Source organism: Pseudoalteromonas sp. NH0006-46, assembly GCF_057547735.1.
The window spans coordinates 113,206-128,789 of record NZ_BAAJML010000004.1 but is presented as its reverse complement, the minus strand read 5'-3'; the positions used below and the strand labels follow the sequence as shown (position 1 = coordinate 128,789).

Genomic DNA, 15,584 nt, shown 5'->3' with positions numbered 1-15,584 from the left:
TATGTTCAGTTTTTAGTTAAAACTTTATAGAGGAATACACAATGCAAACACTTCAACAACAACTGGGCAAATATGGTTTATACCACCGCTCTAAACGCAATGTTTTAACTCACTTTTTTGGTATTCCGCTTATTGTATTTGCGGTGCTGTGCTTATTAGCACGTATTCAGTTACCCCTTGGCAGCTTACTTATTGATGGTGCACAGCTTTTTGTTTTTGCAAGCGTGGTGTATTACTTAATGTTAAGTGTGTCGCTTGGCTTAATAATGGGCGTTTTGTTTACTTTACTACTTTTAGCGGCGCAGCCAATCGCGGCAATGGCTTTTTGGCCTTGGTTAAGCATTGGCGTGGGGGTATTTGTTTTTGGCTGGGTGCTGCAGTTTATTGGGCATTATTATGAAGGTAAAAAGCCTGCGTTTGTTGATGATTTAATAGGTTTAATTATTGGCCCATTGTACGTAACCGTTGAATTATTATTTTTAATGGGATTCTACAAACAGCTTGAAAACGAAGTGAATACGATAGCTGGACCAACAAAAGCGTAATAAAGTAAAGAGGTGCAAATGGATTTTAATAATAAAACAGTGTGGATCACCGGCGCATCGTCAGGTATTGGTAAAGAGCTTGCCGTTCAATTTGCAAAGTTAGGCGCACGCATTATTTTATCTGCCCGCAATGTTGAAAAGCTCACTGAGTTAAAAGCAACGCTTGAAGGTGATGGACATTTAATTATACCGCTTGATTTAGCAAACCCAGAGCAAGTGCTTAGCTCAGTGAATTCACAAATTGATGACATACCCGCCATAGATATTTTAATAAATAATGGCGGGGTATCTCAGCGGAGTTTATTTTTAGAAAATGACTTTAATGTATACCGCCAGCTGATGGAGGTTAATTATTTTGGTTTAATAGCACTGACAAAAGCAATATTACCCTCAATGGTTGCCAGAAAAAGCGGTTCAATAGTGGCTATTAGTAGTGTGGCAGGAAAAGTTGGCTCAAAGTTTAGAACGGGTTATTCAGGCTCTAAATATGCGGTTGTAGGATTTATGGATTGCCTGCGGGCGGAAGTGGCTGAACACAATATTCATTGCTTAACGATTTGCCCAGGTTCGATAAAAACAGCAATTGCGCATAACTCGTTAAACGAGCAGGGCGTCGCACAAAATAAACCCGAAGAATCAATTGAAAACGGCATGGCAGTATCCTGTGCTGCTGCAAAAATGATAAAAGCAATTGCCAACAAAAAAGACGAAGTTATTGTAGGGCAAGGGTTAAGTGGTTGGGCACCAACAATAAAACGGTTTTTCCCTACTTTATTTAATCGGTTAACAGCTAAAACTAACTACAGATAAAAGTACTGTTTACTATTAATTAAGCCAATATCAGGTGGTGGTTTTGTTAATATTGAAAAGGTAAACTGTATTAAAATTAAATGAATAAGGTAAGTATACTCGTGAAATTTGCATGGCTAAGCCTTTTCTTTGGTGTATTAATTTGGTCTGGCATTAACCCTAAAGATCAATTCACTTGGTTACTTGAAGTTATTCCCGCAGTGATTGGATTAGCACTTATAGCAAGCACGTACAAATACTTTAAATTAACCTCTTTATTGTACTTTTTTATTTTAGTGCATTGTATTGTGCTGATGGTGGGTGGTCATTATACCTACGCAGAGGTACCTTTATTTGATAATTTATTTGGTAGCGAGCGAAATAACTATGACAAAGTAGGGCACTTTTTTCAGGGGTTTGTACCCGCTTTGCTAGCGCGCGAAATACTGCTACGAAAGCAGGTTGTGAATGGCCGAGGTTGGTTAACTTTATTTGTTATATCTGTCAGTTTGGCGTTTAGTGCGTTTTACGAATTAATAGAATGGTGGGTGGCAGTACTGACCGGTGAAAACGCTGAGGCTTTTTTAGGGACGCAAGGGTATGTGTGGGATACACAGTCTGATATGGCATTAGCGTTATTTGGTGCTATTTGCTCGTTACTGTTGCTTTCAAAACTACACGATACACAGTTAAAGTATGTAAAAAACTATTAAATACTTCACTGGATAGTTAAAAATGACTCAACAACCTCACAACTACTCAATTAGTACAGACAAGTCTAAGCTTAACTTTAACGTTATTTATAACTTTATTGCTAATAGTTACTGGGCAAAAGGCATACCTAAAAGTGTGATGCAAAAAGCGATTGATAACTCAATGTGCTTTGGCGTGTATAGCGCTCATAACGAGCAAGTTGGTTTTGCACGGGTAGTTACCGACAACGCTACTTTTGCCTACTTGGCTGATGTATTTATTACCCCGCACCTGCAAGGGTGTGGCCTGAGCAAGTTACTCATTAAAACAATAGTAGAACACCCTGAGCTACAAGGCCTCAGGCGCTTTTTATTAGCCACATCGGATGCGCATGGCTTGTATGCGCAATATGGGTTTAAACCAATTGATAACCCCGCACTGCTAATGCAAATTAATCCTGTAAATGTGTATGATGAAAATAATAGTGAGGCTAATTAAGCGGGGGGAAGAGCAATATCCGTTTTTGAATACTTGTTAGGCTTTTTATCGCATCCGATGTTTCTCGAGTTTATTGCCTGTACAGATTTCATAAAAATCACTCATTGATACATAAATAGCAGGTAGCTCATCCAAAGCATACTTAACAAATCCATCCGCATAATGCTCACCTTCTTGAGTTTCATGTATAAAATCATAAGAGCCATTTCTTAGGTGTTTCAACTCAGCGATTGATTTACTATACAAGATAGCTTTGATGTAAAAAGCCTTATCTAGTTCGGCAATGTCAATTATAAGTTTATTAAATATTTCTTCAGTAACAGCAGGAAAAGCTTGTCCACCGCCTCCGCCATCAGGACGAAAAAACTCAAATCACTCAACGCCTGAAGTAGATGTTGTTATTTGATAACAAGTCTTTGGTGGCAAATCTTTAACCTGTTTAATAAGACTTTCTATTTTTTGCCACGTCCAATAATTGATTTCTATTTCTTCTGAAACAATTGCTTTTAAGGCTTTTACTTTTCTATTTCTTGAGTTTATTTTTCTATAAGTCTCAAGAATCTCTCTAATTATAAAGATGCTAATTGCAACAACAGCACCGATAGATATTGGATTTAAATCACCAGACATCATTTTTTTTATCCCATTAGCAAAAATCTGTGTGCGTGAAATTTCAAATACAATAAAGAATAGTAAATAAGCAAAAGCTAGAATGAAAATAGCGAAAATAGTTCCTAGTATTTCAGGCATTAAGTTTTTAAGTAATTTGATGATAACAATGAACCTTTTAACCGACTTGTTAATATTATTTTTGCCAATTTACTCAGAAATACTGAAGCCTTTAGGAACCCTTGCTTTAAAAAGGTGATAAGAAAATACCCAACAAGATAATACGAACAAAGAACCTACAACATAATTAGCATAATAATGAAAATTTTCGCTTATTGGAGTTAAATTAAATAGATCATCAACAACTATAAGTGGAGGAAATACTAAAAGAAGTATCGATAATGGTAACTTAAACTCACCTGATAACATTTCACGTATGTCTTTTGGGGCATTATGAAAGCTAAAAGTTGCCCTACTGTTAAGTTCTTTAGCTCCCTTAAACACAGCATCAAAATTTAAATCTTTTTCAGATTTACCAGAGTGAACGATATCAATAATAAAACCATCATTAGCGTCAAAAAAATCAAAACTGAGACTAATTTCATTATTATTTAAATTTGACTGGAAAGAGTTAGAATCCCTTTTGACGAACTTTTTAGTTTGGCTATATATAACAACATCCTTTTTAGCCGACACTCTAAAAGGAGTATTCGGAGGAATATCAGTACCATTAATTGTTTCTTGACCTGCATTCCAAAAGCAAAGTGTTGTAATGGACAGATTACTTACTTTTTGCCCGTTGAAAGTCACGCCTAAACCAGAAATATCAGTTAATTGTGAATTAACAACTTTTCTATTTGTAATTACACAGAACGGCTCTTTAGCTCTTTTCCCTTTATAAAAGGCCAGTACCGTAGAAATAATACCTAATAGAGCTAATCCTAGACCTGTAACTGCAAACCAACCGGCATAATCAGGGTTATTTATAATTTGATTAACATAATCCATCGTTTGAGAAGTATCCTTAATAATGCTAACAACTTTATCAAAGGACACCTTCCTCTTTTTATGAGTAATGTATGTCCTGTTATTTATATTTAATATTAATAACAAATCCTGTAACACATTGCGAGTATTAAACTTTAAGTCGGATATAGTTGACCATAGCACTTTTAACAACAGGTGCAAAAGAGGAAAGTATCTTCACTTTCTGACTTAGGAGGAAAAACGCCATCGCTTTAGTAAATGCAGTCATTAAAAATTTAAAATGAAAACTAAAGGCCTTTTAAAATTATTTTACTGCCACAAAAAAGGCGGCAGCAATAATAAAAGTAACCGCTTTAAATACAATTATTAGTGTAAGGCAATTATAAAGGTAGATTTTTTGCGGGTGGAATCTGTAAAAAGGAGGTGATGAATAATTGCTAAACGCGTCTACCTGCTTGTGAAACGGGCAAACACGTTTAATACGAATTCACTTGGCTTTTTTAGCCTCAAGCGCTTCTATTTCACTCCAGATTTTTTCGGCTTCTTCGCTTAACATGGCGTAGCTTTTAATGTCGCCTTTACGCTGAGCTTGCATGCCTTGCTCTAATTTGGCGTCGTACTCTTTACGTAATTTTTTTGTTGGGTCTGATTTGAATATCGAAAACATGGGACTCGCTTAATTTTATAAAAGTGATTGCATTACCATACGCTACAAAGCGATAAAAAGTTCTTTTAGCAGTAAGGCGTTTACCTTATTAAATTAAAACAAGGTAAACGAATTATTTGCTATGCTGCGGTTACTAAACGGTTTTATAGCTCAGGCTCTAGGCGTTTAATACCTTGGCCATCTAGGCCTAAATAAATGTAACCATCAGCACCTTGGGCTAAACTTCTTACGCGGCCAATGCCTTCTAATATTTTTTCTTGGCTTTTTAGCGTATCGTTTTCAAGTGTAAGTGCGCTTAAAAACGAAAACTTCATCGACGATAAAAGGACTTTACCTTTTAATTTAGGGTACTTGTCGCTGGTGACAAATAGCATGTCTGATGGCGCAATAGATGGTGTCCATTGTGATGTTGGCGATTGCATGCCTTCTTTTGTTTGCAGGTCTGTAAATGACGTGCCGCTGTAATTTAAGCCATAGCTAACTACCGGCCATCCGTAGTTTAATCCTGGTTTTATTAAATTAAGTTCGTCACCGCCTCGGGGGCCATGTTCGTGAGCCCAAAGTACATTATTTTTTGTATCAAACCACATGCCTTGCGGGTTTCGATGTCCGTAAGACCATACGGCATGTTTAGCATCGGCTTGTTTAACAAAGGGGTTATCAGTTGGAATACGGCCATCTTGATGAAGGCGATAAATTTTACCTCCATCGCGAGTAAGATCTTGCGGGTTGATGTCGCGAGAACCACGATCTCCTATTGAAAAATAAACATAGCCTTGTTTATCAAACACAATACGGCTGCCGTAGTGTTGGCCTTTTGTACTATTATGCTCACCTTTGTATAAAACATGTGGCTCTAATAGCTTAGTATGGTCATCACTTAATTTTGCGCGCATTAATGCAGTGTTACTACCACTGCCTTTGCCTTCAGCGCTTGAGTAAGTAAGGTAAAGCCATTGGTTGTTTTTATCATCGGTATGCAGTGCTAAATCAAGTAAACCGCCTTGGCCGTTAGCATCTATATCGGGCAATCCTTTTACTTGGGTAAGCGTTGAGGTGTTTTTACGTAATAAAAATAGTTTTCCACTTCGCTCGGTAATTAATAAATCACCGTTTGGTAATGCCTCTATTGCCCAAGGAATAGTCACACCCTCAGCAACGCTTATTGTTTTTACATTTAGTGGCAAACTCGACAGCGCTTTAAAATCTACTGCACTGACTGGCATAGCAGAAAGCGAAAATAAAGCAGCCGTTAGCGCGGCGCTTTTAACAGAATATGTATATTTTTTTGATTTTATGTTGACCATGATATTTCCAAAATTAATCAAATTATAGTTACGTTAGCACGAGCAGTAAAAATTTGCTAAGCGTTGCGATAAGTGAAAAATGCTATTACTTTTAGCTAGTTACCTATGTTAGCCGCGAACTTTTAAAATGAGTAAGCTCAATTAGTAAAGTCTATTTTTACTTTTAAAGTAAGTTTACAAATACGTTTATTAATTTTGTTTAGTTTGTTTTTCATTCGATTTTTTTAACTAAATTGTGGAATAAATACGCTAATAGGGTTGAAAACTCAAATTTTCAGCGTACACTTGTGCGCTGAAGTTTGAGCTTACACTTGTACGCTCAAATAATTAAGGTTCTGATTTGTGCTAACACCCCAGTTTGCACAAACCATTGAGCAATAGACCAATATAGAGATTTTATTAGAATGTTGACGCAGGCATTAAATCAATTTTCAACGTGGTTTTTACACCATCAAACGTTTGCAGGCTATATAGAGCCAATAATGCAAGTGTTCAAACCTGCTTGGCGTGCAGGGCAATTTAGAGCACAACTGATTAGTTCAGAATCATTGAATGGTGAATTTTTGAGTTTGCAGCTCAAACCAAGTAGACAATGGCCTGCGCATACCGCAGGGCAACACATCAGCTTAACCATTGAAATGAATGGACGATTATTAACGCGCGTTTTTACAGTTGCTTCAGGTGTTAAATATTTCAACGAAACGGGATTTATACGTTTGTTAATTAAAACAAGCGAACAAGGACGATTTACCGGGCTATTAAACAACAAAGCTAAAGCGGGTACATGGTGCAATATATCGGCTGCATCGGGTGAGTTTGTATTTAAAAATACACATACTCCCGCCACATTTATAGCTGGTGGGTCTGGTATAACGCCGATGCTAGCAATGCTTGACGATTACTTAGCGCAAACAACCAAAGCAGTAAATTTGGTGTATTACGCAAAATCAGGCGAGCACCAATGTGTTGATGAGTTGCGAGAATTGGCCACACAATTTAGTCATTTTTCATTTTTATTGTTAACACGTGAGCAGTCGAGCGACATTACCAGCAATATTAAACAGTGGGACAATCCCGATATATATTGCTGTGGGCCACTAGGGTTTATGCAAACAGTACAAGAGTTTGCTAAAAAACATGACCTTAATTACTACCAAGAAGCGTTTGGCTTAACGTTACCCCAAGTAAACAATGAAGATCAGTTTACTGTAAAAGTGAACAGCCAAGCTCACATTGTTGAAGGCAATGATGTACTTCTTAGCCAGTTTGAAGCTAAAAAATTACCGGTAAAACGTGGCTGCGGAATTGGTATTTGCCATCAGTGCCAATGTATTAAAAAATCGGGAATTGTACGTAATTTAAAAACAGGTGAAATGTCAGACAACGGCGAGCAATTAATTCAGCTTTGTATAAGCCAACCTGTGAGTAACTTGGAGTTACAATTATGAAAAATATAAACTTTGACCAGCTTGCAAGCGATTTAGATACCATAAAAATGAATACGCTTGCCAAAGTAGGGCAAAAAGATGCTGACTACATTCGCTCTGTCGTTCGAAAGCAAAGGCTATGTGAGTGGAGCGGGCGAATATTATTAATGCTTGGATTTATTCAGCCTTTACTATGGGTTGCAGGTGTTTTGTTACTGGCCTTGGCTAAAATTCTCGATAACATGGAAATTGGCCATAATGTTATGCATGGCCAATACGACTGGATGAACGACAAACAGCTTAACTCTCAGCAATATGAATGGGATATAGCCTGCGATGGCCAAAGCTGGCATCGGGTTCATAATTTTGAGCACCATACATACACTAACATTATTGGCAAAGACCGTGATTTTGGTTATGGACTGCTGCGCTTAAGTGATGATTTCAAATGGCGTTTTAAAAATGTGTGGCAGTTTTTTACTTATATAAATTTAAGTGTGATGTTTCAGTGGGGCGTGTCGTACCATGAGCTAGCAGCAGAGCGTGTTTTTATGGGTAAAAAGAAAGAAAACCGTGAAGGGCAAGTGTCGCATACCACATTAAAACAGCGCTTTTTTAGCAAAGGCGCTAGGCAGTTAATTAAAGATTATGTGATATTTCCGTTATTAGCAGGGCCTTTATTTTTGTGGGTGATAGCGGGTAATTTATTAGCAAATTTACTGCGTAATTTATGGACTTCGACAATTATATTTTGCGGCCACTTTACTGAAGACACCGAAACGTTTAAAGAGCAAGACTGTATAAATGAAACACAAGGCCAGTGGTATTATCGTCAAGTATTGGGCTCGTCTAATATTAAAGGGGCGAATTGGTTTCATATTTTAACAGGGCATTTGAGTTGCCAGATTGAGCACCATTTATTTCCAGATATGCCGTCGTCACGTTATCAAGAAGTGGCACCTCAGGTACAAGCGGTTATGCAAAAACACGGCATTGATTACCATACTGGCGGATTTTTTAAACAATATGGCTCGGTGTTAAAGCGAATTATTAGATACTCGTTTAAATAGCGATAGGGCTGCGTAAAGCGCTTTAAAAATTTAAAACATAAACCGGCATGTGTTAGCGCACATGCCGGTTTTTTGTTGTTATGATTAATTAACATACAGTGAGTGTTGTTTTTTCTTATTGTTAATTAAAAATCCGTTACTTTAGCTATGGTTAAATGATGCATGATTGTCATACAATGGAGAAAAATAGACCACACAAGAGAGATTAAAATGGCCGCATTTGGTACTGTGTTTATGCCGCAGATGATTCAAGCTCGTTTTTCAGATAATCAATGGAGCGAAACCTCAGTTGTTCCATGCGATAAGCTTGAGTTTCATGCTGGTGCACACGTTCTTCATTATTCAAGCACCTGTTTTGAGGGCTTAAAAGCATTTCGTCATGACGATGGGTCTGTTTATATTTTTAGAATGGATGCAAACATAGCCCGTATGCAGCAAAGTTCTGCACTTTTAAGCTTACCAAGTTTTGATGGCGATATGCTTAAAACGATGATTATTGATATTGTTCGCCAATATGCTGATGAAACTCCATTACCGCCTGGCTCTATGTATATCCGTCCAACACACATAGGCACAGAAGCGGCAATTGGTAAGGCAGCAGCACCTTCAATGAGCTCATTGTTATACACTTTACTTTCGCCCGTTGGTGATTATTTTGCCGGTGGTGCAACGGCACTACGTGTTTTACTTGAAGAAGATGGTATGCGCTGTGCACCTCATATGGGCATGGTTAAAAGTGGCGGTAACTACGCCAGTGCGCTTGGTCCAATTAGCGCAGCTCGCAAGCAGTATCAAGCAGACCAAATATTATTTTGCCCAGGTGGGGACGTACAAGAAACCGGTGCTGCCAACTTTATTTTGATTGATGGCAACGAAATTATAACCAAAGCGCTCGACTCCACCTTTTTACACGGCGTAACGCGTAATAGCATTTTAACGATTGCTAAAGATTTAGGCATGACGGTTAGCGAACGTAATTTTACAGTCACTGAGCTTTTAGAGCGTGCTGCAAAGCCAGGTACAGAGGCTGCGCTTTCTGGTACTGCCGCGGTATTAACGGCTGTGGGTACTTTTATTCATAACGATAAAGAATACAAAGTGGGCACAGGGGAGCCTGGGCCAACAACCGCGCGTCTGCGCCAAGCATTGAACGACATTCAATGGGGTAAAGCAGAAGATACACATGGTTGGTTAACTAAAGTGGTTTAGCGTTTAATACTCTATTAAGCGAATTGATATAAAGTAACCAAAAAGCCACCTAATTAAGGTGGCTTTTTGGTGCGAGTAACTTTATTAAAATTTTATTTTTCCAGTGAGTATATCTTTAAACATAACCCAGTCTCCCCATAAGCTATAAAAAGGGTGCTTAAACGTGGCTGGGCGGTTTTTTTCAAAAAAGAAATGCCCCACCCATGCAAAGCCATAGCCAATTACGGGTAATAGCCACAATAACGCATATGTTTGGCTTAATAATGCGCTAATAATGACCATAAGTACCAATAGGCTGCCTACAAAATGCAAACGCCGGCAGGTTACGTTGCGATGCTCCTTTAAATAATAAGGGTAAAAAGCTTTAAAACTGTTGAAACTAGGCTCATTTTTTTCCATAAATCACGCTTTATTTTTATTGTATGTTTTTACCATTAAAGCGTAAGTTTACACTTGTTTACAGCGATAAATGGCACTTAACGCATCTTAATAGACATAAGCTTAAAAAACTCATAAGTTATTACTACTACTTAATAAATAAAAAGAACACACATTATGTTACTTAAACGTACCCTTGCCTGTGCTGTATTGTTAGCACTGAGTGGCTGTTCAGAGCCCACCAATACGTCGGATCAAAAAGAAGTAAAATTATCTATGAATAAAGCTAACTCAGTGGTGTATCCCGAGACCAAAACAGGGGATGTAGTTGATACCTATTTTGGAGAAAATATTGCCGATCCTTACCGTTGGTTAGAAGATGATATGAGTGAAGAAACAGCTGATTGGGTCAACGCTCAAAATACAGCTACTTTTTCATACTTAGAACAAATTCCTTACAGAAATAAGCTCAAGGAACGCCTTGAAAAACTGATGAATTACGAAAAGATAGGTGCGCCATTTGAAGAGGGCGGCTACACCTACTTTTACAAAAACGACGGCTTGCAAAATCAGTTTGTTTTATACCGTAGCAAAGGTGATGATGCCCCTGAGGTATTTTTAGATCCTAATAAGTTTAGTGACGATGGCACAACGTCTATGTCGGGTTTGTCGTTTTCTGAAGATGGCAGTTTATTAGCGTATCAAGTATCTGAAGGTGGTAGTGATTGGCGTAAAATTATCGTTATTAATACAACGACTAAAGAGCAAGTAGAGCAAGCTTTAGTTGATGTGAAATTTAGTGGTATTGATTGGCTAGGTAATGAAGGATTTTACTACTCTAGCTACGACAAGCCAAAAGGCAGTGAGCTGTCGGCTAAAACAGATCAACATAAAGTGTATTACCATGCTTTAGGTACATCGCAGAATGACGATCGCGTTGTATTTGGCGACAGCGAGGCGCAAAAGCATCGTTACGTTGGCGCCGATGTGACATATGATGGCAAGTACTTGCTAATTTCGGCCAGTGTTTCAACGTCTGGAAACAAGCTGTTTATAAAAGACTTAAGTAAAGAAAACAGTGATTTTATTACTGTTGTAGGTAACGCAGATTCAGATACATCTGTGATTGATAACGACGGCGATACGCTCTACTTAGTTACAAATTTAAACGCACCCAATAAAAAAGTGGTTACGGTAAACGCAAATGACCCGGCGCCTGAAAATTGGGTCGATTTTATTCCAGAGACCGATAACGTACTTAACCTAAGCAAAGGGGGGAATACCTTTTTTGCTAATTACATGGTGGATGCAATTTCGCAGGTTAAGCAATACAACAAGCAAGGTGATTTAATCCGTGAAATTAGTTTACCAGGCGTAGGGACTGCACGTGGTTTTCGCGGTAAAAAAGATCAAACAACGCTTTATTACTCGTTTACTAACTATAAAACCCCAGGGACTACTTTTTCGTTTGATGTAAGCACTGGCGAGTCAAAGGTCTATCGTGAATCGGCAATCGATTTCAATAGTAACGATTACACCTCTGAGCAAGTTTTTTACACATCAAAAGATGGTACTAAAGTGCCGATGATCATCACTTACAAAACGGGTATAAAATTAGACGGTTCAAACCCGACTATTTTATACGGTTACGGTGGTTTTAATGTAAGTTTAACGCCAAGTTTTAGCCCCGTTAACGCGCTTTGGCTGGAGCAAGGTGGAGTGTATGCCGTTGCAAATATTCGCGGTGGTGGTGAATATGGAAAAGATTGGCACAATGCCGGTACAAAAATGCAAAAGCAAAATGTGTTTGATGACTTTATTGCAGCAGCAGAGTACTTACAAGATAAAAAGTACACGTCTAAAAAACGTTTAGCACTGCGCGGTGGTTCAAACGGTGGTTTATTAGTCGGTGCGGTTATGACGCAGCGCCCTGACTTATTTCAAGTTGCATTACCGGCCGTAGGCGTACTTGATATGCTTCGTTACCATACATTTACAGCGGGCGCTGGTTGGGCATACGATTACGGTACTAGTGAGCAAAGTAAAGAAATGTTTGAATATATTAAAGCTTACTCGCCACTTCACAATGTTAAAGCAGGCGTTGAATATCCAGCCACTATGGTAACAACCGGTGATCATGATGATCGTGTGGTGCCATCACACTCATTTAAATTTGCCGCTGAATTACAAGCAAAGCAGGCCGGTGACAACCCTACGCTGATCCGCATTGAAACTAATGCAGGCCATGGTGCAGGTACACCAACCAGTAAGGTTATAGATTTATACGCAGATATGTTTGGTTTTACGTTATATAACATGGGCGTTAAAGAGTTATAAAACGCGTATACGTTTAAAAAATAAATAAGCCGAGTAAATTTACTCGGCTTATTTGTTTATGTTGGGCACCTCAAAAGCCCTCATGCTTGACTACTGCACTGGCAAAAATAATCGCTGATAGGTTTTATATGCGTATTCATCACTCATGCCACTTAAGTAGTCACAAATAATGCGCATACCTTGGTTGTGCTTTTGCGCTGCAATATACTGTGCTTGCGTGGTTTCGGGTAATAAACGAAGCGGATCGCTTGCAAACGCGGTAAACAATTCAATGAGTAAGTTTTGCCCTTTAAACTCAATTTGTTGCATTTCAGGGTCGCGAATTAAGCGTTGAAATACAAAGTGCTTGAGTATTTGTAGCACGTTTTCATACTCTGGGTGGAGCTTGGCTGTGTATTTTAAAATAGGGCATTCAAATGCCTCGTGTTGTATGTCTAAGTGAATATGAATGATGAAGGTGTTCACCAGCTCACCTATGGCGTCTTTTCGTTCAAAATCATTTTTTGAAAAAAGTCGAGATGTTAACGTTTCAAGTAAGCTATTTAGCCAGTCAAAATTAAGCGCTTGCAAGTGAGGTAATGCATGTGTTTGCCAGTCATCTAATGTTAAAACATGAGTTGCAATGGCGTCTTCTAAATCGTGCACGGCGTAAGCTATATCGTCGGCATGTTCCATTATGGCGCAGTCGAGTGATTTATATAGCGTTTTGGCACGGTGTTTATCTATTGTTGCGTGGGTGTTTAATAGTGTTTTGTCGTTTTGGCTTAATGGTTCAACAATCCAGTTAAATATGTGTGCGTCGTCTTGGTATAACCCTTTTGCTGGGCGCCAATCATCGGCTTTAATAAACGCACGTGTGTTATGAGTATCAGGTATGGTGTGCCACAACTCGTTTATAAACGCAGGGTATTTAATAAACCCCAGTAATGTGCGGCGTGTAAGGTTCATACCATACCCATTACTGTAAGGCTCTAGCTTGGCAACGATGCGTAAGGTTTGTGCATTTCCCTCAAAGCCACCATGGTTTCGCATCATATAATTGAGGGCAATTTCACCCCCATGGCCAAAGGGTGGGTGGCCAATATCGTGAGCTAGGCAAAGTGTTTCGAGTAAACCGGTTGATGGGAAATGGCTAAAATCACTGTGCTGTGCTTTTAAATGCCTTAAAATACCTGTGCCAATTTGTGACACCTCTAACGAATGGGTAAGGCGGGTACGATAAAAATCGTTTAGGCCAATCCCCATAATTTGTGTTTTAGCTTGTAAGCGCCTAAACGCAGCGGCATGAATGATTCTTGAGCGGTCAACCTGCCAAGGTGAACGGTTGTCGTTAGGTCTGTGTTTATATTGCTCTATTATTCTACTTTGCCAAACTTTGTCCATACTGCTAAACCACTATTTAACCTGTTTAGTGCTTAGTATACCCATGCACTTATAAATTGCGAATGAACATATTTTTGTAATTCGCGTTTATATAGTGGCTTAGGTATAATGAAGGTTCGTATGTGTGTGTAGTTACCATACATAAATAGTTGTTTGAATGAGACAATACATGCTTAAGATTATCTTTCAGTTTTTGTTAGCCATCCTTTTTATATGGGCGCTTGCGTACCCGTTTGTACAAAGTGATGAAACCGATAGCGTAGATCAAACCACCAGTGAACAAGCTAAAAAAGTGAAGAAAAAAGAAAAGCCGTTACACAATGTCACGTTGCCTAAATTTTCTGAATTTACCGATGTAAAAGAGAAAAAACGCGCATTTTTTGATTTTATTCGCCCTCATGTTGAGGCTGAAAATAAAAAGATATTACAACAACGTGCCAAGCTAGAAATAGCCCGTATGATGCTTGAAAACAACCTATCGCTTGAACAGAAACAAAACAAAGATATTGTAAAAATCCTTAAACAATATGGCTTACCTGAAACGGTTAACACACTTGTGCTAACTCAGGCTTTGCGCCGTGTTGATATTATTCCTAAAGAAATGGCATTAATGCAAGCTGCAAATGAGTCAGCTTGGGGGACCTCTCGGTTTGCGCGAATTGGTCTGAATTTTTTTGGTCAGTGGTGTTACTCAAAAGGTTGCGGCATGGTGCCAAAGCGTCGTAATACTGGCGCAGCACACGAAGTCGCTGCATTTCAATCTGTGCGTGCTGCGGTAAGCTCTTATTTCAGAAATATAAATACCCACGGCGCTTACAAAGAGTTACGAGGCATACGTGAAAACCTGCGCCGTGAAAAAAAACCAGTATTAGCAACCAAGTTAACCCATGGTTTAATGTCTTACTCTGAGCGAGGTGAGGCATATATAGAAGAATTAAATACGATGATCAGACAAAACAGAGCTTACTTTGATGAATAAATACATAACCGGTTGCTTTTACGCGAGTTTACTTTTTTTGTTGGGCTTTAGTGCATTTAGCGCCAATGCCAGAGAGTTTGTAATGTCGTACGATGGTTTTTATGACCGTTTAAAAGTAGTTAATAAAGGGGATTTTCAATATGCTCGCGTTAACTTTTATATAAGCGATATTGCAACTAACGAGGCATGTGCAATAAAAAACGGAACCATTTTAACAGAAAATAACGAGTACCCACTTAACTTTACGGACAGTGCGCAGCTGTTGCTACCTTTTGATAAACAACTTGATTCAGATAAAGCCGTTATTGTTATAGAGCCACAAAACCCTGAACATGATTGTCAGTTAAAGCTACAAATAGAAGCTAACGAGTTTAACGATTTAGCCTTTTCAAAACATGCGTTATATACCATTAATGATGAGTTGGATGAATTGCTAACTGATTTGTCTGGTTTTTTTGTTAGTAAATTAATGTGGTTTTTATTACCTGAACAAAAGGGCGTGGCTGTTACCTTTAAAAATCCAATAAACATTAATGATGAAAACGTGACGTGTGAGGGATCGATTTGTTACTTTGATGTTGACGATAATTGGGAAGAGGATGAGCAGTCATTCGGTGATATTAGTAATGTACTAAAAGTAACCCCATGGATTGCAAAGTAACAGTAAACGTTGCAATGAACTATTAAAAAGCGGCATTAGCCGCTT

The 15,584-nt window shown here is 38.5% G+C and carries 16 protein-coding genes; 10 read left to right on the top strand and 6 right to left on the bottom strand.

Annotation, left to right across the window (positions count from 1 at the left end):
* The first annotated feature begins 41 nt into the window (after positions 1-41).
* The 4 genes from AC27I2_RS10310 (at position 42) to AC27I2_RS10295 (ending at position 2,525) form a co-directional block, all read left to right on the top strand.
* On the top strand, positions 42-545 hold the full coding sequence (locus tag AC27I2_RS10310) for an Mpo1 family 2-hydroxy fatty acid dioxygenase (RefSeq protein ID WP_138529952.1): 504 nt from the start codon (positions 42-44) through the stop codon (positions 543-545).
* Positions 546-563: 18 nt separating this feature from the next.
* Positions 564-1,355: an SDR family oxidoreductase gene (locus AC27I2_RS10305; protein WP_487204224.1), complete on the top strand. Its 792-nt coding sequence runs from the start codon at positions 564-566 to the stop codon at positions 1,353-1,355.
* 101 nt (positions 1,356-1,456) lie between these two features.
* Positions 1,457-2,047, top strand: coding sequence for a DUF2238 domain-containing protein (locus AC27I2_RS10300; RefSeq protein ID WP_058404363.1), 591 nt, complete (start codon positions 1,457-1,459; stop codon positions 2,045-2,047).
* Positions 2,048-2,069: 22 nt separating this feature from the next.
* A complete protein-coding gene (locus AC27I2_RS10295; RefSeq protein WP_487204223.1) occupies positions 2,070-2,525 on the top strand; it encodes a GNAT family N-acetyltransferase in 456 nt (151 codons plus the stop codon).
* Between the two features lie 372 nt (positions 2,526-2,897).
* On the opposite strand, the gene AC27I2_RS10290 is transcribed toward AC27I2_RS10295, so the two are convergent.
* The 4 genes from AC27I2_RS10290 to AC27I2_RS10275 form a co-directional block, all read right to left on the bottom strand.
* Entirely contained in the window at positions 2,898-3,275 is a 378-nt protein-coding gene (locus AC27I2_RS10290) for a hypothetical protein (RefSeq protein WP_487204222.1), read from the bottom strand.
* 69 nt (positions 3,276-3,344) lie between these two features.
* Complete coding sequence (locus AC27I2_RS10285; RefSeq protein WP_487204221.1) at positions 3,345-4,190, bottom strand: hypothetical protein; 846 nt, start codon at positions 4,188-4,190, stop codon at positions 3,345-3,347.
* Between the two features lie 418 nt (positions 4,191-4,608).
* A complete protein-coding gene (locus AC27I2_RS10280; RefSeq protein WP_010557371.1) occupies positions 4,609-4,788 on the bottom strand; it encodes a DUF6435 family protein in 180 nt (59 codons plus the stop codon).
* 143 nt (positions 4,789-4,931) lie between these two features.
* The gene (locus AC27I2_RS10275) at positions 4,932-6,095 is read right to left on the bottom strand and encodes a PQQ-dependent sugar dehydrogenase (protein WP_487204220.1); all 1,164 of its coding nucleotides are present in this window, start codon (positions 6,093-6,095) and stop codon (positions 4,932-4,934) included.
* A 404-nt stretch (positions 6,096-6,499) separates the two neighbouring features.
* Between AC27I2_RS10275 and AC27I2_RS10270 the strand changes: the two genes are divergently transcribed.
* The 3 genes from AC27I2_RS10270 (at position 6,500) to AC27I2_RS10260 (ending at position 9,801) form a co-directional block, all read left to right on the top strand.
* On the top strand, positions 6,500-7,543 hold the full coding sequence (locus tag AC27I2_RS10270) for a ferredoxin reductase (protein ID WP_138529972.1): 1,044 nt from the start codon (positions 6,500-6,502) through the stop codon (positions 7,541-7,543).
* Positions 7,540-8,592 carry a fatty acid desaturase family protein gene (locus AC27I2_RS10265; protein ID WP_487204219.1) on the top strand — a complete coding sequence of 351 codons (1,053 nt, stop codon included), beginning with the start codon at positions 7,540-7,542 and terminating at the stop codon, positions 8,590-8,592. Before AC27I2_RS10270 ends, AC27I2_RS10265 begins: the two co-directional genes overlap by 4 nt.
* A gap of 162 nt (positions 8,593-8,754) precedes the next feature.
* Positions 8,755-9,801 (top strand): branched-chain amino acid aminotransferase, encoded by a 1,047-nt coding sequence (locus AC27I2_RS10260; RefSeq protein ID WP_138529976.1) that lies wholly within the window; start codon positions 8,755-8,757, stop codon positions 9,799-9,801.
* 84 nt (positions 9,802-9,885) lie between these two features.
* Here AC27I2_RS10260 and AC27I2_RS10255 read toward each other — a convergent pair whose 3' ends face one another.
* The gene (locus tag AC27I2_RS10255) at positions 9,886-10,200 is read right to left on the bottom strand and encodes an Mpo1-like protein (RefSeq protein WP_138529978.1); all 315 of its coding nucleotides are present in this window, start codon (positions 10,198-10,200) and stop codon (positions 9,886-9,888) included.
* Between the two features lie 156 nt (positions 10,201-10,356).
* Here AC27I2_RS10255 and AC27I2_RS10250 point away from each other — a divergent pair, with 156 nt between their 5' ends.
* Entirely contained in the window at positions 10,357-12,516 is a 2,160-nt protein-coding gene (locus AC27I2_RS10250) for a prolyl oligopeptidase family serine peptidase (RefSeq protein ID WP_138529980.1), read from the top strand.
* A gap of 90 nt (positions 12,517-12,606) precedes the next feature.
* Here the strand turns inward: AC27I2_RS10250 and AC27I2_RS10245 are convergent, their stop codons facing one another.
* Positions 12,607-13,899 carry an anti-phage deoxyguanosine triphosphatase gene (locus AC27I2_RS10245; RefSeq protein ID WP_487204218.1) on the bottom strand — a complete coding sequence of 431 codons (1,293 nt, stop codon included), beginning with the start codon at positions 13,897-13,899 and terminating at the stop codon, positions 12,607-12,609.
* Between the two features lie 169 nt (positions 13,900-14,068).
* Here AC27I2_RS10245 and AC27I2_RS10240 point away from each other — a divergent pair, with 169 nt between their 5' ends.
* Together AC27I2_RS10240 and AC27I2_RS10235 are read left to right on the top strand one after the other, a co-directional pair.
* The gene (locus tag AC27I2_RS10240) at positions 14,069-14,878 is read left to right on the top strand and encodes a glucosaminidase domain-containing protein (RefSeq protein ID WP_487204217.1); all 810 of its coding nucleotides are present in this window, start codon (positions 14,069-14,071) and stop codon (positions 14,876-14,878) included.
* Positions 14,871-15,539, top strand: a complete 669-nt coding sequence (locus tag AC27I2_RS10235; RefSeq protein WP_487204216.1) for a DUF2987 domain-containing protein — start codon at positions 14,871-14,873, stop codon at positions 15,537-15,539. The genes AC27I2_RS10240 and AC27I2_RS10235 overlap by 8 nt, the downstream gene beginning before the upstream one ends.
* The last annotated feature ends 45 nt before the right edge of the window (positions 15,540-15,584 follow it).